This is a genomic window from Actinoallomurus acaciae (assembly GCF_042429965.1).
Classification (GTDB): domain Bacteria; phylum Actinomycetota; class Actinomycetes; order Streptosporangiales; family Streptosporangiaceae; genus Actinoallomurus; species Actinoallomurus acaciae.
Map to the genome: position 1 here is coordinate 14079 of NZ_JBHLZP010000050.1, position 19254 is coordinate 33332.

Sequence of the window (19254 nt, forward strand, 5' to 3'; positions counted from 1 at the left end):
TCGTGGCACTGACGACGCCAGGACTGTTAGTGTCACTAACGCAAGAGGCGGAGGACCCTCATGAGCTCGACCCCCGAATCCACCCCGGCCCGGCTGCGTACCATCCCCAGCCGCCTGATCGCCGGGGTCGCGGCCGTCGCCGACCGGCTCGTCAGCGAGCGCCTGGCCGCCGAAGGCGCCCGCAAGTGGCACTTCGCCGTGCTGAGCACGCTCGCCGAGGTCGGCGCCGCCAGCCAGGCCGAGCTCAGCCGTCGCACCGGCATTTACCGCAGCGACATGGTCGCCGTTTTGAACGAGCTCGCCGACGCCGAATGCGTCCGCCGCGAACCCGACTCCGACGACCGCCGCCGCAACGTCATCACCCTCACCTCCACCGGCCGCCGTCGCCTGGAGCGCCTCGACGCGCTCGTCACCGACGCCCAGCGTGAACTCCTCGCCCCCCTCACCCCCGGCCAGCGGGCCGAGCTCACCCGCCTGCTCACCGTCCTGACCGACCACCACCACCGGCCGCACCCCCGCTCGCACGACGCGAAGTGATTCGGAGCACGAGGCGGCTTCGGCCTCGGATTCTCCCGCTCGCATGTCACAGGTGGCCGGGCTGTCTCGTCTCGGGTTCGAAGACGGGGGTAACGAGCCACAACTAGGAGCTGGTCATGAGCGGGCAGAAGGTCGCGCTGGTCACCGGGGCGAACAAGGGGATCGGCCGGGGGGCCGCCGAGCAACTCGCCGCGCGGGGCATGACGGTCCTGATCGGTGCCCGGGACGCGCGGCGTGGCGAGGAGGCCGCTGCGGCACTGCGCGCGGCGGGTGGCGACGTGCACGCGGTCACCCTGGACGTCACCGACCCGGCCACCGTCCGGGAGGTCGCGAGGCAGATCGAGGAGCGCTTCGGCCACCTCGACGTGCTGATCAACAACGCCGGTATCACCGGCTCCGGGCAGGTCTCGCCGCAGGACGCCCACGACCAGGTCCCCAGCACCGTCGACGTGGACATGGTCCGGGCGGTGTTCGAGACCAACGTCTTCGGTGTGATCACGGTGACCAACGCCCTGCTGCCGCTGCTGCGGCGGTCACCAGCGCCGCGCATCGTCAACGTCAGCAGTCACGCCGCCTCGCTGGGCCTCAACAGCCATCCGGACGGCCCGATGACGGCTCTGCCGCCGTCGGCGGCGTACTCGCCGTCCAAGTCCGCCCTGAACGCGCTGACCGTGCAGTACGCCAACGAGCTGCGCAAGGACGGCATCCTCGTCAACGCCGCCGCCCCCGGCTTCGTCGACACGGACAGCAACAACCACACCGGGTTCCTCACGGTCGCGCAGGGCGCCGCGGTCCTGGTGCGCCTGGCCACGCTCGGCGCGGACGGGCCGACCGCCGGGTACTTCGGCGCAGATGGCCCGGTGCCCTGGTGACGCCCGCGGCCACACCGTCGCCCTCGCCGCGGGCCCCTACTCGACCTCGGTGTCCTCGGGAACACTCCTGGCCAGCGCGGCGAGAGTCGCCAGCGCCGCGGCGAGAGTGTCGAGCGGCGGCGCCGACAGGGCGAGACGGACGGCGTTGGGCGCGTGGGACACCACGACGGTGAAGGCCGCGCCGGGGGTGACCGCGATGCCACGGCGGGCCGCGGCCGCGACGAAGGTGTCGGCCCGCCACGGGTCGGGCAGCCGCCACCAGCAGTGGAAGGCCTGCGGATCGGCCTCGACGGCGAACCCGGCGAGATGCTCGCGGACGAGCCGCTGGCGTGTCTCCGCGTCGCCACGTTTGATCTCTTGGAGGGTCGCGACCGTGCCGTCGGTGAGCCATCGCGTCGCGGCCTCGACCGCGAATCGCTGCGCGGTCCAGCCGCCCGAGCGCAGCGCCGAGGCGACCCGGTCGCCGATCGCCTCCGGTGCCACCGCGAACCCGACGGTCAGACCCGGGGCGACTCGCTTGGACAGACTGTCGGCGACGATGACGTGTTCCGGCGCGAACGCGGCCAGCGGCGGCGGGTCGTCGCGCAGGAACGCGTAGATGCCGTCCTCGACCGCGTAGATCCCGAGATCGCGGATGGCGGCGGCGATCTCGTCGCGCCGCCGCTCGGGCATCGTGACACCGAGCGGGTTGTGCAGCGTCGGCTGGAGGTAGACCGCACGGAGCGGCCCGGCCGATCGGATGGCCTGCGGGAGCACCCCGTGCTCGTCCATGGTGAGTGGCACCAGTGTGATGCCGAGGCGGGCGGCGATGCCCTTGACCAGCGGGTAGGTCAGCTCTTCGACGCCGACGCGGTCACCGGCCGGGACCAGGGCGGCGAGCGCGGCGGCGATCGCCTGCCGCCCGTTGCCCGCGAGCAGCAGCCGTCCGGGATCGGGGCTCCAGCCCGCACGGGACAGCATCGCGGCCGCCGCCTCGCGTACCGCCCGCGTGCCCGCCGCGCCCATGGGGGCGAGCGAATCCGCCAGCACGTCGGGACGCAGCATTCCGCCCAGGCTCGCGGCGAGGAGCGCGGGCTGCTCCGGAGGCAGGGAGAAGTTCAGCTCCAGGTCCACCCGTGCCCGGGCCGGCTCGGCGAGTGCCGGCTCGCTCGACGGCGCGGCGGCGCGGATGAACGTGCCGCGTCCCACCTCTCCGACCGCGAGGCCGCGGCGGACCAGCTCGCCGTACACCCGCGCCGCGGTGGAACCGGCGATGCCGTGCCTGCGGGCGAACTGCCGCTGCGGCGGTAGCCGGTCTCCGGGCCGGAGCCGGCCGGAGACGATCTGTGCCGCGAGCGCGTCCGCGATCCGCCGGTAGTCGTCCATCCCATCCCCGCCCCGACATTGCTACGAGTGCAATTCTTCTATTGCACCGAGATATTGCTCCCAATAGCATCGAGCCGTCAAGCCGGGCCGACCAGGAGATGCATGCGGTGGGCACTTTCATCAATGGGCGGATCACCATCGCCTACGACGACCACAACCCCGAGGGCACCGGGCCGCCACTGGTGCTCGTCCACGGCCACCCCTTCGACCGCTCGATGTGGGCACCCCAGGTCCAGCACGTCGGCCGCCATGGGCGCCGCGTGATCGTCTCGGACCTGCGCGGCTACGGCCGGAGCACAGTCGTGCCGGGCAGGACGCCGCTGCGGACCTTCGCCCGGGACATCGCCGGTCTTCTCGACCATCTCGGAGTCGAGCAGATCGTCCTCGGCGGCCTGTCCGTGGGCGGGCAGATCGTCATGGAGTTTCATCGCCTGTTCCCGGACCGGCTCCGCGGGCTGGTGCTGGCCGACACCGCCCCGCAGGCGGAGACCGACGAAGGCAGGCGGGCCCGCAACGCGATGGCCGACCGGCTGCTCCAGGAGGGGATGGGCGGCTACGCGGAGGAGGTGCTGGCCAAGATGGTGGCGCCCGCGAACATCCGGCGGTCGCCCGCCGTGGCCGAGCACGTGCTCGGGATGATGCGCGGAACGTCCCCGGACGGAGCGGCCGCCGCGCTACGCGGCCGCGCCGAGCGTCCCGACTACGTCGCGTCGCTCTCGCGCGTCCGCGTGCCCACGCTCATCGTCGTCGGCGACGGAGACGAGTTCACGCCGATCGGCGACGCCCGTCTCATGCACCAAATCATCCCGGACTCCACGCTCGTCATCGTCGAAGGCGCCGCGCACATGCCCAACCTCGAAGCGCCGGCCGAATTCAACGAGGCGCTGAGCGCGTTCCTCGACTCGATCCCCGGAGGGCAGTGAGCCCCATGGCCATGACCGCGTTCGTCACCGGCGCCAGCACCGGCTTCGGCGCCGCCATCACCCGCCGCCTCGCGGCCGACGGCGCCCGCGTCGTCGCCTCGGCGCGGAGAGCGGACCTGCTCGCCAAGACGGCGGCCGACCACCCGGGCACCGTCCACCCCCTCGAACTGGACGTACGGGACCGGGCCGCGGTCGAGCGCGCGGTCGCCACCCTGCCCGCCGAGTTCGCCGAGATCGACCTGCTGGTCAACAACGCCGGCCTCGCCAGGGGACTCGAACGCGCCCAAGACGCCGACCTGGACGACTGGGACCAGATGCTCGACACCAACTGCCGGGGCCTGCTGTACTGCACCCGGGCGATCCTGCCCGGCATGGTGGCCCGCGGCCGGGGACACGTGGTCAACGTGGGTTCGGTCGCCGGGACCTACCCCTATCCCGGCGGCAACGTCTACGGCGCGTCCAAGGCGTTCGTGCACCAGTTCAGCCAGAACCTGCGGAGCGACCTGCACGGCACGGGCGTCCGCGTCACCTGCGTCGAGCCCGGCATGTGCGGGGACACGGAGTTCTCGACCGTACGGTTCGGTGGCGACCGGGAGCGGGCCCGGGCCGTCTATTCCGGAATGCGGCCGCTCGGCCCCGCCGACATCGCCGAGACCGTGTCCTGGGCGGCGTCGCTCCCGGCGCACGTCAACATCAACGTCATCGAACTCATGCCGGTCGCCCAGAGCTTCGCGCCGTTCCAGGTGCACCGCACGCCCTGAGTTCGTTCGGGCCGGGCCGAGTGAGGACTTCGCCGGAAACCTCTTGTGGCGGCGGGAATCACTGCTCGACCAGCGGCCGAATCGTCCATTCGATTTCGCATTATGCGTCGCAAAGGCCTTCTGGTGGAGATCTTCGCGTGGGCGACCCGGCGGCGTCGCTTTGATTCTTGTGGCGACGGTACGGTTCCGGCCATGGTTGCCACCTCACGTGAAGACAGGGCCGAGGCGCTCGCCCGCGATATCCGCCAGTTGTTCCGGCTCGTCGGCATCCCCGAAGACAGCCACGCCGGCGGCTATCACATTTCCACATACGGCGGCCATGTGAAGGTGAGCTGGTGCGCCGAAACGGGATTCGACGGTGAGACCGGCTCTTTGGGGGTCGACCATCCTCATCACCCGATGGTCCACCTCGAACGCGCGGCGACCGGAGCCATGGAACGCGCGCTGGCGAATGTGCTGTACGCCGCGGGCTTCACGGTGGCGCTCGTGCCGGGAGTGCCGAACCGCGCCCACACGGACAAGGAGCGCGATCCGGAGATCGTCGTCCTGAGCGGTCCCGGCTTCAAGGCGTGGCAGAGCGGCTGAGACCTCGTCAGCGGATGAGGGCCCGGGCGAGGAGGTGCCGCAGGGCGTCCTGCTCGTCGCCGGACAAGGGGGCCAGCGGGGAGTCCTCGGAGAGCAGGTCGAGGAGGCGTTCGCGGAGGGCGGCGCCTTCGGGGGTCAGGATGAGCTGTTTGGCCCGGCGGTTGCCGGGGTGGGGATGGCGTTCGAGGTAGCCCTGCTCTTCGAGGCGGTCGGCGACGAACGTGGCGTTGGAGGGCTCGCAGCTCATCCGGTCGGCGAGTTCGCGCAGGGTCATGGGGCCGGTCAGCTCACGCAGCGCGATGCCCTGGGAGGCGGTCAGGCCGAGGGTGGCCGCACGGACCCGAAGGTGGGCTTCGATCTGCTTGGCCAGGCCGTTGACCAGCCCGCACAGCTGCCGGTCGGCCTGGGCTCGGGTCTCGGGCTCCGCGGTCACGGGCCGATTCTACTGCAACTCGCATAATTGCAATTAGAATGATTACAGTTGTAATGTTCCGGTCGTGCCGCCGCCCGGCGGCGTCCCCCGAGCACGAGGCAGGACCATGACGACCGCCTTCGACCGTACGCGGCTGAGCCGTGCGCCGCGCCCTCGTTCGCTCCGCCTGGGCGACCTGACGATCAGTTATGTTCCGGACGGACTGGTCCGGCTCAAGCCGCGCGGCTGGCTGCCCGCCGCCGACTGGACCGGCCACGGCGACCACCTCGACGACCACGGCTTCCTGGTCGCCGGCATCGGCGCGCTGCTCGTCGAGCGGGGCGACCGGGCGCTGCTCATCGACACCGGGTTCGGACCCGGGTCCCACCCCGACGACCCGGCCGACCCGCTGGTGGGACGGCTGTACGGCGGTGAGCTGCTGAACGGCCTGCGCCGGCTTGGCCGCGAGCCGCGCCGGGTCGAGGCCGTCGCCATCACCCACCTGCACACCGACCATCTGGGCTGGGCCTGGAGCAACGAGCCCGGCACCGGCGCGCCGCCCTTCGCGCACGCCCCCCACTTCGTCGCGGCGCCGGAGTGGGAGCGACGCGACCTGGCCGCCGGGGGCGGGGCGACCGGGGAACGCCTGGCCGCCTTCGCGCCCCGGGTCCGCGCGATCGGGGACGGCGAGGAGATCTTCCCCGGCGTACGGGCCGCGTTCGCGCCTGGGCACACCGTCGGCCACACCGCGTACACCGTCAGCGGGGGCGACCGGCGGCTCATCGCGTTCGGCGACGCGTTGCACTCACCGGTCCAGGTCGCCCACCCCGAATGGTCGTGCGGGCTGGACCACGATCCCGTCGGATCCGCCGCGCACCGCCGCCGCCTGGTCGAAGAGCTGAGCCGCCCCGGCACCATCGGCTATGGCGGCCACTTCGCGGACGTGGTCTTCGGGCGCGCCGAGCGCGGCCCCGGCGGGCTCACCTGGGTCCCGGTCGCCTGACGAACCGGCGGCTCATCTTGCGGTGCCGTACGTGTCGTGGTGCGGGAACTCGTTGACGTAGCGCCGCCGGCCGCGTGGGGTCAGATCGAGACAGTGGTAGGTGGTCATCAGGACCTCCGTGCCCCGCCCGTACGTCGAGTAGGTGTGGAAGACGGTGTCGTCCTGCCGGACGAAGACGCTCAGGCCCTGCCCGTCGCCGTGCAACCGGTACGTCACGCCCTCCCGTTCGAGGGTCGCCCTGTCCTTGTAGTTGTACTCGACCGGAGCGACGGATTCGTCGTTCGTCACGTGGAAGTCGTGGTTGAAGTCGCTGCCGGCGGAGGAGTACCACGGGACCGTCCAGCCCATCCGCGTCCGGAACGCCTCGAGCTTGGCGAACGGCGCGCGGGAGACGAGCACGAGCGTGGTGTCCTCGGCGTGCAGGTGCTCCAGGCGCCCCACGCTGTCGATCGTGAACGAGCAGCTCGGGCAGCCGTCCTCCCAGTCCGGGTGGAACATGAAGTGGTACAGGAGAAGCTGGCCGCGCCCCTCGAACAGGTCGGCCAGACGCACCTCGCCGGCCGGGCCTTCGAACACGTAGTCCTCGTCGATTCTGACCATCGGCAGTTCGGCGCGGTGCGCGGTCACCGCGTCCTGCGCCCGCATGGCGTCTTTCTCCTGGGCGAGGAGCTTCAGCCGGGCCGCCAGCCAGTCCTCGCGGGACACCACCTGCGGAAAAGTCATGGTTCTCTCCTTGGGGGAACATCGGGGTTCGGACCCGCCGGGGCGGGGTCGAGCGTCTGGGGGAGGTCGAAGAGTTCGAACAGGCCCGGGTCGCGGAACGCGACGATCCGGGTGATCCCCGCGTCGGTGGCCGAGAGGACCATTACGGCGTGTGCGTGGTGGACGCCGTCCGGGCGGCGTTCGTACATGGCGGCCGCGGGCTGCCCGTTGGCCGCGGTCGGCACCATCCGGAAGATGCCGGGCGCGGTGAGGACCCTGGACCCGAAGAACCGGCCGACGGTCTCGCGGCCGGCGAACCAGGTCGGGGTGGGCGGCATCTCCAGGACGGCGTCCTCGGTGAGCAGGTCCATGAGGGCGGTGATGTCGGCGTTCTCGAAGGCCGCGACCCAGCGGTCCAGAAGCTCCCTCCGGCGCGCGTCGGAGGCCTCGGTCGTGGCGTCCTCGGAGGGCGCCACGTGGCCGAGCTGGGCTCGAGCGCGTTGCAGGACGCTCTTGACCGCGGGGACGGAGACGCCGAGCAACTCGGCGACCTCCGCCGCACGCAGCGCCAGCACGTCGCGCAGGATGAGGACGGCGCGCTGGCGCGGGGGCAGGTACTGCAGGGCGGCGACCAGGGCGAGCCGCAGGCTCGTCCGCGCCGCGACGATCGTGGCGGGATCCTCGGAGCCGGCCCGGGCCGGCCGGTCGGGGAACGGCTGTAGCCAGGTCACCTCGGGTGGCGGCGCCAGCGGACCTCCGGGGTCGTCGGCGGGACCGCCGAGACCCGACGGCAGCGGTCGGCGCTTGTGGTGCTCGAGTGCGGTGAGGCAGACATTGGTCGCGATCCGGTAGAGCCAGGTGCGCAGTGACGCCCGGCCCTCGAACGCCCCGTACGAGCGCCACGCGCGCAGATAGGTCTCCTGGACGAGGTCTTCGGCGTCGTGCGCCGAACCGAGCATGCGGTAGCAGTAGGCCAGGAGCTCCGGCCGGTAGGGCTGGGTCAGCCGCGCGAAGGCGTCGCTGTCCGGCGGCACGGCCGGGTCATCGACGGTGTGACTCATCTGGGTCATCGTCCGGTCGCGGGCGTGGTGGCGAGCTCGACGATCTGTACCGGGTCGCCCGGCCGAGTCCCCGTCACCTCTGTCATGGTCGCTCCCTCTTGGTCGACTCCGAGTTCCGTCACACCTATCGACTCGGCGGCGCGCCGAAAGGAATCGGTCGAGCGGCACCCGGACCCCCGCCGCCGACAACCCTTAAGCATTTGCCTAAAAGGATTAGGTAGATGCATAATGCCTGTAGCTGGAGGGGAGGATCATCATGGTTCGAGCGGGACTGAGCGTGGAACGCCTGACCCGGGCGGGGGCGGAGCTGGCCGACGAGGTCGGCTTCGACCAGGTGACCGTCTCGGCGCTCGCCCGGCGGTTCGACGTCAAGGTCGCGAGCCTGTACTCACATCTGAAGAACTCCCAGGACCTCAAGACCAGGATCGCCCTGTTCGCCCTGGAGGAACTCGCCGACCGGGCCGCCGCCGCGCTGGCCGGGCGCGCCGGCAAGGACGCCCTGGCCGCCTTCGCGGACGTCTACCGCGACTACGCGCGTGAGCACCCCGGCCGCTACGCCGCCGCGCAGCTCCGGCTCGACCCCGAGACGGCGGCCTCCAGCGCGGGCGTCCGGCACGCGCAGATGACGCGGGCGATCCTGCGCGGTTACGACCTGACCGAGCCGGACCAGACACACGCGGTCCGGATGCTGGGCAGCGTCTTCCACGGCTACGTCAGCCTGGAGCTGGGCGGAGGCTTCAGCCACACCCCCGTCGACCCGCAGGAGTCCTGGGCCTGGATCGTGGACTCCCTCGACGCCCTGCTGCGGGGCTGGACCACACCCTGACCGTCAAAGGTGCCGCGACCGGCGCACCTCGACAATCCGGAAAGACGATGAACACCGAACACCCCTGGGTCACCACGCCCATCACCACTGACATCCTGCGCGGCGCCCTCGACGTGGAGCACACGGCGTACGGGCTGCTGCCGCACCGGCTGCCCGCGCAGGCTCGCCAGCAGATCCCCGACGACCAGCTGGCCATGGCCGAGGCCCAGCCGTCCGGCGTACGGCTGGCGTTCCGCACCCGGGCCACCACCGTCGAACTGGACACGCTGCCCACCAAGCGGGCCTATCGAGGACTCCCGGCCCCGGCGGACGGCGTGTACGACCTGCTGGTCGACGGCCGCCTCGCCGCCCAGGCCACGGTGACCGGCGGCCGGCTCCGTACGGTCGACATGGCCACCCAGTCCGTCGAGCTGCGCGAAGGGCCTCCCGGTACCGCCCGGTTCACCGGTCTGCCCGCGCATGAAAAGAACGTCGAGATCTGGCTTCCGCACACGGAGACCACCGAGCTGGCCGTCCTGCGCACCGACGCCCCGGTCGAGCCGGCCCCGGCCGGCGGGCGCCGGGTGTGGCTGCACCACGGCAGTTCGATCAGCCACGGCTCGAACGCCGCCGGGCCGACCACCATCTGGCCGGCCCTGGCCGCCGCCCAGGGAGAAGTGGAGCTGGTCAACCTGGGGTTCGGCGGCGGCGCGCTGCTCGACCCGTTCACCGCACGCGCCATGCGGGACACCCCCGCGGACCTGATCAGCATCAAGATCGGCATCAATGTCGTCAACGCCGACGTGATGCGCCGGCGCGCCTTCGTCCCCGCGGTCCACGGCTTCCTCGACACCATCCGCGAGGGGCATCCCAAGACGCCGCTGCTGGTGGTCTCCGCCATCCTGTGCCCGGTCCACGAGGACACCCCCGGCCCGCTCGCGCCCGACTTCGGCGACGGGACCGTACGGTTCAAGGCCACGGGCGACCCGGCCGACATCCCCGCCGGGCGCCTGACGCTCAACGTCATCCGCGCCGAGCTCGCCCGGATCGTCGAACAGCGCGCGGCCGACGATCCGGCTCTGCATCACCTCGACGGCCGGGACCTCTACGGCGAGGCGGACTACGCCGAGCTGCCGCTGCCCGACGAGCTCCACCCCGACCCGGCGGGACACCGCCGCATCGGCGAGAACTTCGCGCGGCTCGTGTTCGGCGCCGGTGGTCCGTTCGCCGCCTCGGCCGGCCCGCCGAGCCGACCTGCCGTGTAACACGGGCGGTATCTTCGCCGGTTACCCTGCCCGCCAGGTGACGAAGGCGGGAGAGGTGTCATGGTGACCAAGAAGGAGGCCGCGGAGGCGGTACGCGCGGCCAAGGCACGGCTGGGACTGACCTGGGCGCAGCTCGCCGAGGCGGTCGGGCGGCCGGTGGCGTGGACGACGTCGGCGCTGCTCGGTCAGCAGCCGATGAGCGCCGCCGAGGCCGACGCCGCGGTCGCGCTGCTGGATCTCGGCGACGACGTCAGGCAGGCGCTGCTGCTTCAGCCGACCCGCGGGGCGCTGGAGGGCGCCGTGCCGACGGATCCGACGATCTACCGGTTCTACGAGGTGCTCCAGGTCTACGGCCCGACGCTCAAGGAGCTGATCCATGAGGAGTTCGGCGACGGCATCATGAGCGCGATCAACTTCCGTTTCGGCGTCGAACGCGTCCCCGACCCGGCCGGCGACCGGGTCGTGGTGACGCTGGACGGGAAGTTCCTCCCGTACCAGTGGTGACCGGCCGCGTGGGCACGGCACCGGCGGCCCGCCGGCCGGCGTTGCTCAGGCCGCGCCCGGGCCCTCGCCCAGGGAGCGAGGGCCCGGGCCGGTCCCTGGGTCAGGAGGCGTAGGTGGTGACCTTCCACAGGTAGCCGTCCGGGTCGCTGAAGTACCCGAAGTACCCGCCCCACTGGGCGGGGGCCGCCTCCTTGACCACGCTGCCGCCGGCGGCCGCCGCGTTGCGGATCAGCTCATCCACCGTTTCCCTGGAGTCGGGGTTGAAGTGGAACGAGGCGCCGCGGAATCCGGATCCCTCCGCGGAGACGCCGGCGTCCTGTGCCGCCGCGTCCCATTCGTAGAGGGCCAGCTGCGGGGATCCCTCGCCCAGGCTCAGGGAGACGAAATTGCGGGTGTCCTTGTCGATCTTGCAGCCCAGGGCTTCGGCGTAGAACTTCTTGGCGCGGGTCAGGTCCTTGACGCCGAGCATGATGGCACTCACTCGCAGTGACATGGTTCTCTCCTGTGATGTCGGTGTGTTCGCCGCTTGAACCGGCAGGCCGGACGTCCGGGCCCGGATGTCACATCGGCGTGGGTTCGCCGGTCAATCGGTATGACAGGCCGAGACGGAGGAATGTGACCGATGGTCGAGCAGGATTGGCTGAGCGAGCGGTTCGCCGAGCACCAGGGCCGCTTGCAGGCGGTGGCCTACCGGATGCTCGGCTCGCCCAGCGAGGCAGAGGACGCGGTGCAGGAGGCGTGGCTGCGGGCGGGCCGCGCCGACACCGGCCAGGTGGAGAATCCGGCCGGGTGGCTGACCACGGTCGTCGCCCGGGTCTGCCTGAACATGCTCGAGAACCGCCGGACCCGGCGTGAGGAGTCGGCCGGGGCGCTGCCGCCCGAACCCACGGTGCCGCACGCGAGCATCCACCCGGCCGGCCAGGCCGACCCCGAGGACGAGGCGCTGCTGGCCGATTCGGTCGGTGTCGCGCTGACGGTGGTGCTGGACACGCTGACTCCCGCCGAACGGCTCGCGTTCGTCCTGCACGACGTCTTCGCCGTGCCGTTCGGCGAGATCGGCGCCATCATCGACCGCTCCCCGGCGGCGGCCCGGCAACTCGCCAGCCGGGCCCGGCGCCGGGTGCAGGGAGCGGCCGGGGAATCCGATGCCGCGCGATCCCCGAAGCGGGAGATCGTCGCCGCCTTCCTCGCCGCCTCCCGGAGCGGGGACTTCGCCGCCCTGCTCGACCTGCTCGATCCGGACGCCGTGGCCGGTGAGGCCCGCGGCGCCCACGCGGTGGCGGCCTTCTTCGCCGGACGAGCCCAGGCCGCCCGGCTCGCTCTGGTCGACGGCGTACCGGCGGCGGTCTGGTCGCACCGCGGCCGGCCGAAGGCCGTCTTCACGTTCACCATCGCCGACGGGAAGATCACCCGCATCGCCGTCGACGCGGTCCCGGACGGGCTCCGCGGCCTCGACGTCGTCTTTCTTCGCCCCAACGACAAGGAGCGGCGATGAGCCGCACTCCGCGACCGGTCCGCGCCGTGACCGGCATGAACCTCACGCTCTGGTCCTGCACTCTCGCCGTCCACGACCTGGGCGAGGCGCTCGGCTTCTACCGTGACGTGCTCGGCTTCGAGGTACGCGATGACGTCGAGTCCGGGAAGAGGCGGTGGGTGAGCGTCGGCCCGCCGACGCAGCCGGACGTACGGATCCTCCTCGAGCCGCCCGGCGCGGACCCGGGTGTCTCACCGGCCGACCGGCGGGCGATCGAGGACCTGACGGCCAAGGGCCTGCTGGGCCGTCTGGGCCGTCTCGTCTTCGTGACCGACGACTGCGACGCCGCCTTCGAGCGCATCGAGGGCGCGGGCGCCGAGGTGATGCAGGAACCGATCGACCAGCCCGGCGGCGTCCGCGACTGCGCCTTCCTCGACCCCTCCGGCAACATGCTGCGATTCGCCCAGCCGTGGCCAGGGAGTCCTGGCACTCGCGTGGCACCGGCCGGCTAAGGCCTGTCTCGGTTGGGTCGTGGGCTTTCCACAGCCGTGGGTGTGGTCTTTCTTTGGTGTGTGGGGTGGCTTGACAATGGAAGTGGGGTCGGCGCCCCCTGGGCGGGGAGTGTCCGGGAGGGCGGGGAGTGTCTCTGCCGGCGGGACTTCGAAACACGCCCAAGGGGGAGATCGGTCATGCGGTAGTTTCCAGTCGCACAAGTGACCCGTGTGACGTGGGGGGCGGCGGTCGGTGATGTCGGTGAGCGTCGAGCCCGTGTCGTCCCCTTCGCCGCCTGCGCTGCGCGGCACCGCGCCGGCGCGGACGCCCCACGAACTGGCGAGTCTGCTGCGGGCCGCCGGGATGCCCGAGGCGGGGCTGCGGTCGACCGCCGTGTGGCTGGTCTCGGGCCGGCGCGAGTCACCCCACACCCGCACCGCCTACATCCGCGACGTGAGCTGGTGGGTGCGGTGGTGCGCGGAGCGGGGGAGCACGCCCGCCGAGGCGTCGACCTCGATGGCGGATCTGTACATGGCGGCGCTGAAGGCCTCGGGGCTGGCACGGGCCACCATCGGCCGGCGGGTGGCGGCCGTCTCCTCCTGGTACACCTATCTGATCCGCGAGCGGTGCGCGGCCCTCAACCCCTTCGAGGGCGCCGAACGGCCGCGGCTGAACACCACCGACTCCGGCACCCGCGGCATGTCCCGCGAGCAGATCACCTCCATCCTGAGCCACTCGGCCGCGCACGAGTCCGCCCGGACCTACGCCCTGTTGTGGTTGATGTTCGCCACGGCGGGCCGGATCAGCTCGGTGCTGGACGCGCGGATCGAGGACCTCAGCCAGGATCGTCACCATCAGGTCCTGGACCTGAGGGTGAAGGGCGGGCAGACCAAGAGGTTCGCCATCCCCCCGGCCGCGCTCGCGGCGATACACGACTACCTCGCGGAACGCGGCGATCCGGGCAACGGGCTGATCTTCGTGTCCAGGAACGGCCGCCGGCTGGTGCAGTCGTACGTGTGGAAGCTGGTCAACCGGGTGGCCCGCGCCGCCGGAGTCTCGTACGGCATCTCGCCGCACTCGTTCCGGCACTCGGCCATCACCATCGCGCTCAGCGACGGCCGGCCGCTGCACGTCGTCCAGGACTTCGCCGGCCACGCCGATCCCCGTACGACGCGCCGCTACGACCGGGCCCGCGAGTCACTCGATCGCTCGCCCGCGTACGGGCTCGCCGCCTCCGTCGCTCCGGAGGCGTGATCTCCGCTGGGCCGCGTCGGCCCGGTCCGCTCTGCTCCCTCTTTCAGGGGAGCGTCATCACCCGGGTGGGGGACGTGCCAGGGCGGCGGCTCCCATGATGATCGATGACATGAAACCCCTGGGCGGCCTGCTCACCCCGTATGCCCGACCGCGGCGAGCCGGCCGGAATTCGCCGGACCGCCGCACGAGCGACGATGTCGCCCGCGCCGGTCGAAGGGCCGCCTATACGGCGTTCGCGTGGGTGATGGTCTTTCTGGCCTGGCACGTCGTCTGGTACGTCACCGGCCTCCAGTTCCCCTCCGCGTCGGATCGGCATGGGGCCGGGCGGGTCCTCGTCCAGGTGTTCTCCTTGATCATCGTTGTCATGGTCGTCGTCGGGGCCCTGCTGCCGCTGGCCCTGGCCCAGCCGTGGGGTCGGCGGGTTCCTCGATGGATGCTCCTCTCCGCCGCATGGACCGGAGCCGTGCTCCTCGCGGCACGCGGGGTCTCGGGCGTCGGAGACGATCTGGTCCGGGTCACCGGGATCCTGCCGAAGGGATTCACCGGGCTGACGACGGCCCAGACCCTGGGCACCTCGCACCCCTCGTTCTGGCATCTGTTCGCGAGCGGCGCCACCGACGTGCTCTTCACCGCCGGCGGCCTGGCGTTCGCTCTCGCCGCCATCACCTACCGCCGCGTCACCCCGCCGCTTCCGCGTGAGCCGGCCTAATCCAGGCAGAACTCGTTGCCCTCGGGGTCGGTCAGCACGATGAAGCCGGCGCTCATCGGGGGCTCCGGCTCGTGGCGACGTACGCGCGTCGCTCCCAGCGCGACGAGCCGGTCGCACTCGGCCTCCAGGGCGGCCATCCGCTCCGCTCCCCGCAGCCCGGGAGCCGCACGGACGTCGAGGTGGACGCGGTTCTTGGCGATCTTGTCCTCCGGCACCTGCTGGAAGAACAGCCGCGGGCCGTGCCCGTCCGGGTCCTCAACGGCCGACCGGGTGTTGCGCTGCTCCTCCGGCACGCCGGCCCGCGCGAGGAAGTCCTCCCACGCGGCCAGCGGGTCGGCGCCCTCGGGCAGGTCGACTCCGGGCGGGCCGGGGTGGACGTAACCCAGTACGTCGCGCCAGAACGACGACAGCGCCCGCGGGTCGTACGCGTCGAAGGTGACCTGGATGTGGCGGCTCATCGGCTGCTCCGTTCGGGACGGGTCTCGGACTCCGGGTCACCCTGCCACCTCTGGCGGACAGGATCGGTCCGCAATCTGGCAGGGTTGCCGGCATGGACGCGGCGCGCGGCGACGAGCGGGGCACGACGGAGCGGGTGCTCACCCTGCTCGGGCTGCTGCAGCAGCGGCCCACCTGGACCGGCCCCGAACTCGCCGACCGGCTCGGGGTCACGTCACGCACGGTACGGCGTGACGTCGAGCGGCTGCGCACGCTCGGCTACCAGGTCCACGCCGGCCAGGGCGTCGGCGGCGGCTACCGGCTCGGCCCGGGACAGGACCTGCCGCCGCTGCTCCTCGACGACGAGGAGGCGATCGCCACCGTCGTCTCGCTGCTCGCCGGCGCGGGTGGCGCGGTCGCCGGCGACGCCGCGCTCCGCGCGCTGACCAAGCTCGACCAGGTGCTGCCCGCCCGGTTGCGGCACGAGGTGCGTACGCTCTCCGGTTCGGTGGAGTCCTTCGGCGGAGGCCGCGCGCCGGTCACCCCCGAGGTGCTCATGACACTGGCCGGCGCCTGCCGCGACGAGGTCGAGGCCGGCTTCGACTATCCGTCCGGGGGCGAGATGCGTCGGCGGCGGGTCGAGCCGTACCGCCTGGTCGTCTCCGACCGGCGCTGGTACCTCCTCGCCTACGACCTCGACCGCGACGACTGGCGCAGCTTCCGCGTCGACCGGATGACCGAGGTCGCCGCGCGGACCTGGCGTTTCCGCCCGCGCTCCGCGCCCGACGCGGCGACGTACGTGCAGGAGGGCGTGGCGAGCCGGGTCTACCCGCACCGGGCGCGTTTCCTCGTACACGCGCCGGCCGACACGGTGCGCGCGCAGATTCCGGCGTCGGCGGCCGTCGTACGACGGCGGGGAGGCGAGTCCTGCGAGGTGCTCAGCGGCGCCGGCAGCCTCGACTTCGTGCTCATGCACGTGCTCCTGCTGGGCCACGACTTCGCGGTTCTCGACCCTCCGGAGCTGCGGAGACGCTGTCGCGTGCTGGCGGAGCGGCTGGTGTCGGCCGGTGCGGCGATCACACCGGCGCCGGAGACGAAGGAGGACGGCTGACCATGGGCGAGCTCCATCCGCCGATCGAGCCGTACGACAGGCGCAGCACCCCGCACGCCGGCGACCTCCGCCACCGACATGCGGCACGACACCACCGAGCATCTCATCGCCGACCTGGAGCGGCTCCGGCGGCATCTGGGCGTCGGCCGGTTCTTCCCCCGGGCAGTGGGAACGCTTCCTCGCCGGGTGCTCCGGGCACGCCCCGTGACGGGGACGTCGTCGCGGCCTGCGCACGGCTGATGGAACACCCCGACGCCGTGGTGCGCGAGCGGGCGACGGCCGGCTGGTGCGCCTGGGAGGACACGGTCCTGTCCGGCGAGACGAAGGGCGCCTTCCGCCCCTACGGCGACCGGCCTTCCTCGGCCCGGCTGGTGCGCATCTGCTCCCCGCGACGGAGGTCAGGTGGGCCGGTAGCGGGCCCTGACGTGGAAGCGTTCGCCCTGGGGGCCGAGGATGCTCAGGAACTCCACCGGCCGTGCGTCGGCGTTGCCGAACCAGTGGGGGAGATGGGTGTCGAACTCGGCGACCTCGCCGGCGGCGAGGACGAGGTCCTGGTCACCGAGTACGAGACGTAGCCGTCCGTTGAGGACGTACAGCCAGTGGTACCCCTCGTGTGAGCGGGGATCGGGCTCACGACCGGTCAGGCCGGCGGGGAGGATCTGCTTGAACGCCTGCAGCCCGCCGGGCTTGCGGGTGAGCGGGATGATGGTCATGCCGTTGCGGGTGACCGGCTGCGGATATATCCGCGGGTCGAGGGCGGAGGGGGCGCCGACGAGCTCGTCGAGCGGCATCTGGTAGGCCTTGGCCAGGGGCAGCAGCAGTTCCAGGCCCGGTTTGCGGTGCCCGGACTCCAACCGGGACAGGGTGCTGACCGCGATCCCGGTGGTCTGCGACAGGGCGGTCAGGGTGACTCCGCGGCGGTGTCGCAACTCGCGCAGCCGTGGTCCGACCGCGGCCAGCACGGTGTCCATCTCGTCGCTCATCCGTTCACTGTGCCCACGGTTTGCGCTTTTGGCAAAGAGCTTTGTCAGGCCCATGGATCGGTCCCTGTGTCCCGTCAAAGGCGACGCGCTATTCCTGGCAGCGGTTCGGGGTGTCGGCCGTGATCCGGGAAAGCAGTTCGTGCAGCCGATCACGCTCGGCGGATGAGAGGGGAGTCAGGAGTGTGTCGTTGGCCTGGGCGACCAGGCCGTCCAGGTCGGCGAGTGCGCGGCGGCCCGTCGCGGTGAGCTGGACGATGTTCCGGCGCCGGTTGTGCGGGTCGCGGGTGCGCACGGCATAGTGCTGCTGCTCGAGGTCGTTGAGCACGGGGACCAGGTTGCCCGCGTCGACCCCGATGATTCTGCCGAGTTCCTGCTGGGTGGGCGGTGCCAGCTCGGCCAGGGCGGCCATCGCCTGGTAGTGCGCCATGCGCAGGCCGGCCGACGCCAAGGCCTCGGCGACCAGGCGGTGCCCGCAGTGCGTGGCGTTCGACAGCTGCCAGGTGTGCAGCCGGGACAGCCTGACGGGCACGGCACGGGAGGGCGGAGACTCAGGCGCGGACATGGCCGAAGCCTACCCACCGTTGTAGCCACCAACGATTGACGTTACCGTTGTCTCGAACAACATTGTCAGGCATAACGATGGGGTCGATGTGATGAGGGTCGTTCGGTACAGGGAGTACGGCGGGCCGGAGGTCCTGGTGGCCGAGAGGAGCGAGGTGCCCGTCCCGGCCCCGGGTGAGGTGCTCATCCGGGCCGAGGTGATCGGTGTGAACTTCATCGAGACGCAACGGCGCCGCGGCCAGGCACCCATACCCTCGCCGCTGCCGGGGGCGCCGGCGGGTGACGTGGTGGGCATCGTCGAGGCGCTGGGAGACGGCGTCAGCGGGCTCGCAGCGGGCGATCGGGTCGCCGCAGCCGTCTTCCATGACGCGTACGCCGACTTCGTCACGGCCGAGGCCGGCTGGCTCGTCCCGCTGCCCGCCGGTCTGGACCCGCTGGCCGCGAGCGTGCTCGCCTCACCCGCCCAGACGGCGTGGACGGTGGTGCGCACGGCGCGGATCGAGGCCGGGGAGACCGTGCTGGTCCACGCGGCCGCCGGCACCATCGGGCACCTGGCCGTCCAACTCGCCAGGCTCGCCGGCGCCGGCACCATCGTGGCCACCGCGAGTTCGCCGGCCAAGCTGGACTTCGCCCGGGAGTACGGAGCGGACATCACGATCGACTACAGCCGGGCCACCTGGCCCGCCGAGGCGCGGGACTCGGTGGGTGAGGTGGATGTGATCCTCGACAGCGTCGGCGGCGAGACCACCCACCGAGGGATCGGGCTGCTGGCCCCCTTCGGCCGCCTGGTGTCGTTCGGGTCGGCCGGCGGCGGCCCGGAGATGCCGGTCGTCTCCACGATGGACCTGATGGGCATGAAGTACGTGACCGGATCCAGCCTCGCCGAATGGCGGCTCAGGCGGCCGGACCAGGTGCGGGCGGGCCTGGCCGAACTCATCGACCACCTCGACCACGGGCGGTTGCGGGTCGGGATTCACGCCGCGCTGCCCCTGGCCGAGGCGGCGCGGGCCCACCAGATCATCGAAGACCGGACCCAGCTCGGCCGGGTGGTGCTGCTACCGTGAGAGCGCTGGTCACGACCGGAGACGGCGGCACGCGCCTCGCGGACGTGAGCGCGCGGACCAGGCACTGATCGAGGCGCGGGCCATGGGCGTCAACGGCGGCGACGCCTGGCCGGCCGTCAACCTCCCACCGGGCTCGCGGCCGGGCTGGGAAGAGTCGTGCTGCGCGCGGCCGAGGACGGCGGTCCGCCCGCCGGAACCCGCGTTCTCGGCTTGGCCGACCGGACGGGCCGGGCTCGTAGCGCAGCGGTCGCGGTGGACCGGCTCGCACCGCTGCCGGCCGAGGTGGGTGACATGGAGGCGGCCGCGATGCCCGTGGCGGGGCTCACCGCGCTGTAGGCGCCGCTGGAGGCGGCCGGACCGCTGCTCGGCCGCGCTG

The 19254-nt window shown here is 71.9% G+C and carries 25 protein-coding genes; 17 read left to right on the forward strand and 8 right to left on the reverse strand.

Annotated features, from left to right (window positions below; translation table 11 throughout):
• The first annotated feature begins 60 nt into the window (after positions 1-60).
• Complete coding sequence (locus tag ACFFNX_RS09735; protein ID WP_378198253.1) at positions 61-537, forward strand: MarR family winged helix-turn-helix transcriptional regulator; 477 nt, start codon at positions 61-63, stop codon at positions 535-537.
• Between the two features lie 116 nt (positions 538-653).
• On the forward strand, positions 654-1409 hold the full coding sequence (locus ACFFNX_RS09740) for an SDR family NAD(P)-dependent oxidoreductase (RefSeq protein WP_378198255.1): 756 nt from the start codon (positions 654-656) through the stop codon (positions 1407-1409).
• A 36-nt stretch (positions 1410-1445) separates the two neighbouring features.
• On the opposite strand, the gene ACFFNX_RS09745 is transcribed toward ACFFNX_RS09740, so the two are convergent.
• Positions 1446-2774: an aminotransferase-like domain-containing protein gene (locus ACFFNX_RS09745; RefSeq protein ID WP_378198257.1), complete on the reverse strand. Its 1329-nt coding sequence runs from the start codon at positions 2772-2774 to the stop codon at positions 1446-1448.
• 107 nt (positions 2775-2881) lie between these two features.
• Between ACFFNX_RS09745 and ACFFNX_RS09750 the strand changes: the two genes are divergently transcribed.
• The 3 genes from ACFFNX_RS09750 to ACFFNX_RS09760 all read left to right on the forward strand — a co-directional run bounded on the left by ACFFNX_RS09750 (position 2882) and on the right by ACFFNX_RS09760 (position 5043).
• On the forward strand, positions 2882-3697 hold the full coding sequence (locus ACFFNX_RS09750) for an alpha/beta fold hydrolase (protein WP_378198260.1): 816 nt from the start codon (positions 2882-2884) through the stop codon (positions 3695-3697).
• Positions 3698-3702: 5 nt separating this feature from the next.
• On the forward strand, positions 3703-4458 hold the full coding sequence (locus tag ACFFNX_RS09755; protein ID WP_378198262.1) for an SDR family oxidoreductase: 756 nt from the start codon (positions 3703-3705) through the stop codon (positions 4456-4458).
• Positions 4459-4581: 123 nt separating this feature from the next.
• Positions 4582-5043 carry a hypothetical protein gene (locus ACFFNX_RS09760; protein WP_378198264.1) on the forward strand — a complete coding sequence of 154 codons (462 nt, stop codon included), beginning with the start codon at positions 4582-4584 and terminating at the stop codon, positions 5041-5043.
• A gap of 7 nt (positions 5044-5050) precedes the next feature.
• On the opposite strand, the gene ACFFNX_RS09765 is transcribed toward ACFFNX_RS09760, so the two are convergent.
• On the reverse strand, positions 5051-5476 hold the full coding sequence (locus tag ACFFNX_RS09765) for a MarR family winged helix-turn-helix transcriptional regulator (protein ID WP_378198266.1): 426 nt from the start codon (positions 5474-5476) through the stop codon (positions 5051-5053).
• Positions 5477-5582: 106 nt separating this feature from the next.
• Between ACFFNX_RS09765 and ACFFNX_RS09770 the strand changes: the two genes are divergently transcribed.
• The gene (locus ACFFNX_RS09770; RefSeq protein WP_378198268.1) at positions 5583-6458 is read left to right on the forward strand and encodes an MBL fold metallo-hydrolase; all 876 of its coding nucleotides are present in this window, start codon (positions 5583-5585) and stop codon (positions 6456-6458) included.
• 12 nt (positions 6459-6470) lie between these two features.
• Here ACFFNX_RS09770 and ACFFNX_RS09775 read toward each other — a convergent pair whose 3' ends face one another.
• On the reverse strand, positions 6471-7181 hold the full coding sequence (locus ACFFNX_RS09775; protein ID WP_378198270.1) for a DUF899 domain-containing protein: 711 nt from the start codon (positions 7179-7181) through the stop codon (positions 6471-6473).
• Positions 7178-8221 carry a sigma-70 family RNA polymerase sigma factor gene (locus ACFFNX_RS09780; protein ID WP_378198272.1) on the reverse strand — a complete coding sequence of 348 codons (1044 nt, stop codon included), beginning with the start codon at positions 8219-8221 and terminating at the stop codon, positions 7178-7180. The genes ACFFNX_RS09775 and ACFFNX_RS09780 overlap by 4 nt, the downstream gene beginning before the upstream one ends.
• A gap of 256 nt (positions 8222-8477) precedes the next feature.
• Here ACFFNX_RS09780 and ACFFNX_RS09785 point away from each other — a divergent pair, with 256 nt between their 5' ends.
• Genes ACFFNX_RS09785 through cynS form a run of 3 tightly spaced genes read left to right on the forward strand, consistent with a single transcriptional unit; the run spans position 8478 to position 10795 of the window.
• Complete coding sequence (locus ACFFNX_RS09785) at positions 8478-9047, forward strand: TetR/AcrR family transcriptional regulator (protein ID WP_378198274.1); 570 nt, start codon at positions 8478-8480, stop codon at positions 9045-9047.
• Positions 9048-9094: 47 nt separating this feature from the next.
• The gene (locus tag ACFFNX_RS09790) at positions 9095-10291 is read left to right on the forward strand and encodes a GDSL-type esterase/lipase family protein (RefSeq protein ID WP_378198276.1); all 1197 of its coding nucleotides are present in this window, start codon (positions 9095-9097) and stop codon (positions 10289-10291) included.
• Positions 10292-10351: 60 nt separating this feature from the next.
• Positions 10352-10795, forward strand: a complete 444-nt coding sequence (gene cynS / locus ACFFNX_RS09795) for a cyanase (RefSeq protein ID WP_378198278.1) — start codon at positions 10352-10354, stop codon at positions 10793-10795.
• A 100-nt stretch (positions 10796-10895) separates the two neighbouring features.
• Here the strand turns inward: cynS and ACFFNX_RS09800 are convergent, their stop codons facing one another.
• On the reverse strand, positions 10896-11288 hold the full coding sequence (locus ACFFNX_RS09800; RefSeq protein WP_378198280.1) for a VOC family protein: 393 nt from the start codon (positions 11286-11288) through the stop codon (positions 10896-10898).
• 129 nt (positions 11289-11417) lie between these two features.
• On the opposite strand from ACFFNX_RS09800, the gene ACFFNX_RS09805 reads away from it, so the two are divergent.
• The 4 genes from ACFFNX_RS09805 (at position 11418) to ACFFNX_RS09820 (ending at position 14724) form a co-directional block, all read left to right on the forward strand.
• On the forward strand, positions 11418-12290 hold the full coding sequence (locus tag ACFFNX_RS09805; protein WP_378198282.1) for a sigma-70 family RNA polymerase sigma factor: 873 nt from the start codon (positions 11418-11420) through the stop codon (positions 12288-12290).
• Positions 12287-12781, forward strand: coding sequence for a VOC family protein (locus ACFFNX_RS09810; protein WP_378198284.1), 495 nt, complete (start codon positions 12287-12289; stop codon positions 12779-12781). The genes ACFFNX_RS09805 and ACFFNX_RS09810 overlap by 4 nt, the downstream gene beginning before the upstream one ends.
• A 241-nt stretch (positions 12782-13022) precedes the next feature.
• Positions 13023-14015 carry a tyrosine-type recombinase/integrase gene (locus tag ACFFNX_RS09815; RefSeq protein ID WP_378198286.1) on the forward strand — a complete coding sequence of 331 codons (993 nt, stop codon included), beginning with the start codon at positions 13023-13025 and terminating at the stop codon, positions 14013-14015.
• Positions 14016-14124: 109 nt separating this feature from the next.
• Positions 14125-14724, forward strand: coding sequence for a DUF3995 domain-containing protein (locus ACFFNX_RS09820; RefSeq protein WP_378198288.1), 600 nt, complete (start codon positions 14125-14127; stop codon positions 14722-14724).
• Here the strand turns inward: ACFFNX_RS09820 and ACFFNX_RS09825 are convergent.
• Positions 14721-15182 carry a VOC family protein gene (locus ACFFNX_RS09825; RefSeq protein WP_378198290.1) on the reverse strand — a complete coding sequence of 154 codons (462 nt, stop codon included), beginning with the start codon at positions 15180-15182 and terminating at the stop codon, positions 14721-14723. The genes ACFFNX_RS09820 and ACFFNX_RS09825 overlap by 4 nt on opposite strands.
• 92 nt (positions 15183-15274) lie before the next feature.
• Here ACFFNX_RS09825 and ACFFNX_RS09830 point away from each other — a divergent pair, with 92 nt between their 5' ends.
• Together ACFFNX_RS09830 and ACFFNX_RS09835 are read left to right on the forward strand one after the other, a co-directional pair.
• Complete coding sequence (locus ACFFNX_RS09830) at positions 15275-16270, forward strand: helix-turn-helix transcriptional regulator (RefSeq protein WP_378198292.1); 996 nt, start codon at positions 15275-15277, stop codon at positions 16268-16270.
• 78 nt (positions 16271-16348) lie between these two features.
• Complete coding sequence (locus ACFFNX_RS09835) at positions 16349-16510, forward strand: hypothetical protein (protein WP_378198295.1); 162 nt, start codon at positions 16349-16351, stop codon at positions 16508-16510.
• 158 nt (positions 16511-16668) lie between these two features.
• Here ACFFNX_RS09835 and ACFFNX_RS09840 read toward each other — a convergent pair whose 3' ends face one another.
• Positions 16669-17253: a helix-turn-helix domain-containing protein gene (locus ACFFNX_RS09840; RefSeq protein ID WP_378198297.1), complete on the reverse strand. Its 585-nt coding sequence runs from the start codon at positions 17251-17253 to the stop codon at positions 16669-16671.
• 88 nt (positions 17254-17341) lie between these two features.
• The gene (locus ACFFNX_RS09845) at positions 17342-17815 is read right to left on the reverse strand and encodes a MarR family winged helix-turn-helix transcriptional regulator (protein ID WP_378198299.1); all 474 of its coding nucleotides are present in this window, start codon (positions 17813-17815) and stop codon (positions 17342-17344) included.
• A gap of 91 nt (positions 17816-17906) precedes the next feature.
• On the opposite strand from ACFFNX_RS09845, the gene ACFFNX_RS09850 reads away from it, so the two are divergent.
• Together ACFFNX_RS09850 and ACFFNX_RS09855 are read left to right on the forward strand one after the other, a co-directional pair.
• Positions 17907-18878 carry a quinone oxidoreductase family protein gene (locus ACFFNX_RS09850; RefSeq protein WP_378198301.1) on the forward strand — a complete coding sequence of 324 codons (972 nt, stop codon included), beginning with the start codon at positions 17907-17909 and terminating at the stop codon, positions 18876-18878.
• A 156-nt stretch (positions 18879-19034) separates the two neighbouring features.
• The gene (locus ACFFNX_RS09855) at positions 19035-19214 is read left to right on the forward strand and encodes a hypothetical protein (protein ID WP_378198303.1); all 180 of its coding nucleotides are present in this window, start codon (positions 19035-19037) and stop codon (positions 19212-19214) included.
• Positions 19215-19254 lie beyond the last annotated feature (40 nt).

Bases quoted from the DNA above. Each gene is read 5' to 3' on its own strand.
- ACFFNX_RS09735 (WP_378198253.1), top strand. From the start codon at position 61: ATGAGCTCGACCCCCGAATCCACCCCGGCCCGGCTGCGTACCATCCCC.
- cynS (WP_378198278.1), top strand. From the start codon at position 10,352: ATGGTGACCAAGAAGGAGGCCGCGGAGGCGGTACGCGCGGCCAAGGCA.
- ACFFNX_RS09745 (WP_378198257.1), bottom strand. From the start codon at position 2,774: ATGGACGACTACCGGCGGATCGCGGACGCGCTCGCGGCACAGATCGTC.
- ACFFNX_RS09830 (WP_378198292.1), top strand. From the start codon at position 15,275: ATGGACGCGGCGCGCGGCGACGAGCGGGGCACGACGGAGCGGGTGCTC.
- ACFFNX_RS09825 (WP_378198290.1), bottom strand. From the start codon at position 15,182: ATGAGCCGCCACATCCAGGTCACCTTCGACGCGTACGACCCGCGGGCG.
- ACFFNX_RS09785 (WP_378198274.1), top strand. From the start codon at position 8,478: ATGGTTCGAGCGGGACTGAGCGTGGAACGCCTGACCCGGGCGGGGGCG.
- ACFFNX_RS09835 (WP_378198295.1), top strand. From the start codon at position 16,349: ATGCGGCACGACACCACCGAGCATCTCATCGCCGACCTGGAGCGGCTC.
- ACFFNX_RS09740 (WP_378198255.1), top strand. From the start codon at position 654: ATGAGCGGGCAGAAGGTCGCGCTGGTCACCGGGGCGAACAAGGGGATC.
- ACFFNX_RS09790 (WP_378198276.1), top strand. From the start codon at position 9,095: ATGAACACCGAACACCCCTGGGTCACCACGCCCATCACCACTGACATC.
- ACFFNX_RS09775 (WP_378198270.1), bottom strand. From the start codon at position 7,181: ATGACTTTTCCGCAGGTGGTGTCCCGCGAGGACTGGCTGGCGGCCCGG.
- ACFFNX_RS09770 (WP_378198268.1), top strand. From the start codon at position 5,583: ATGACGACCGCCTTCGACCGTACGCGGCTGAGCCGTGCGCCGCGCCCT.
- ACFFNX_RS09850 (WP_378198301.1), top strand. From the start codon at position 17,907: ATGAGGGTCGTTCGGTACAGGGAGTACGGCGGGCCGGAGGTCCTGGTG.
- ACFFNX_RS09780 (WP_378198272.1), bottom strand. From the start codon at position 8,221: ATGAGTCACACCGTCGATGACCCGGCCGTGCCGCCGGACAGCGACGCC.
- ACFFNX_RS09840 (WP_378198297.1), bottom strand. From the start codon at position 17,253: ATGAGCGACGAGATGGACACCGTGCTGGCCGCGGTCGGACCACGGCTG.
- ACFFNX_RS09810 (WP_378198284.1), top strand. From the start codon at position 12,287: ATGAGCCGCACTCCGCGACCGGTCCGCGCCGTGACCGGCATGAACCTC.
- ACFFNX_RS09805 (WP_378198282.1), top strand. From the start codon at position 11,418: ATGGTCGAGCAGGATTGGCTGAGCGAGCGGTTCGCCGAGCACCAGGGC.
- ACFFNX_RS09755 (WP_378198262.1), top strand. From the start codon at position 3,703: ATGGCCATGACCGCGTTCGTCACCGGCGCCAGCACCGGCTTCGGCGCC.
- ACFFNX_RS09845 (WP_378198299.1), bottom strand. From the start codon at position 17,815: ATGTCCGCGCCTGAGTCTCCGCCCTCCCGTGCCGTGCCCGTCAGGCTG.
- ACFFNX_RS09820 (WP_378198288.1), top strand. From the start codon at position 14,125: ATGAAACCCCTGGGCGGCCTGCTCACCCCGTATGCCCGACCGCGGCGA.
- ACFFNX_RS09800 (WP_378198280.1), bottom strand. From the start codon at position 11,288: ATGTCACTGCGAGTGAGTGCCATCATGCTCGGCGTCAAGGACCTGACC.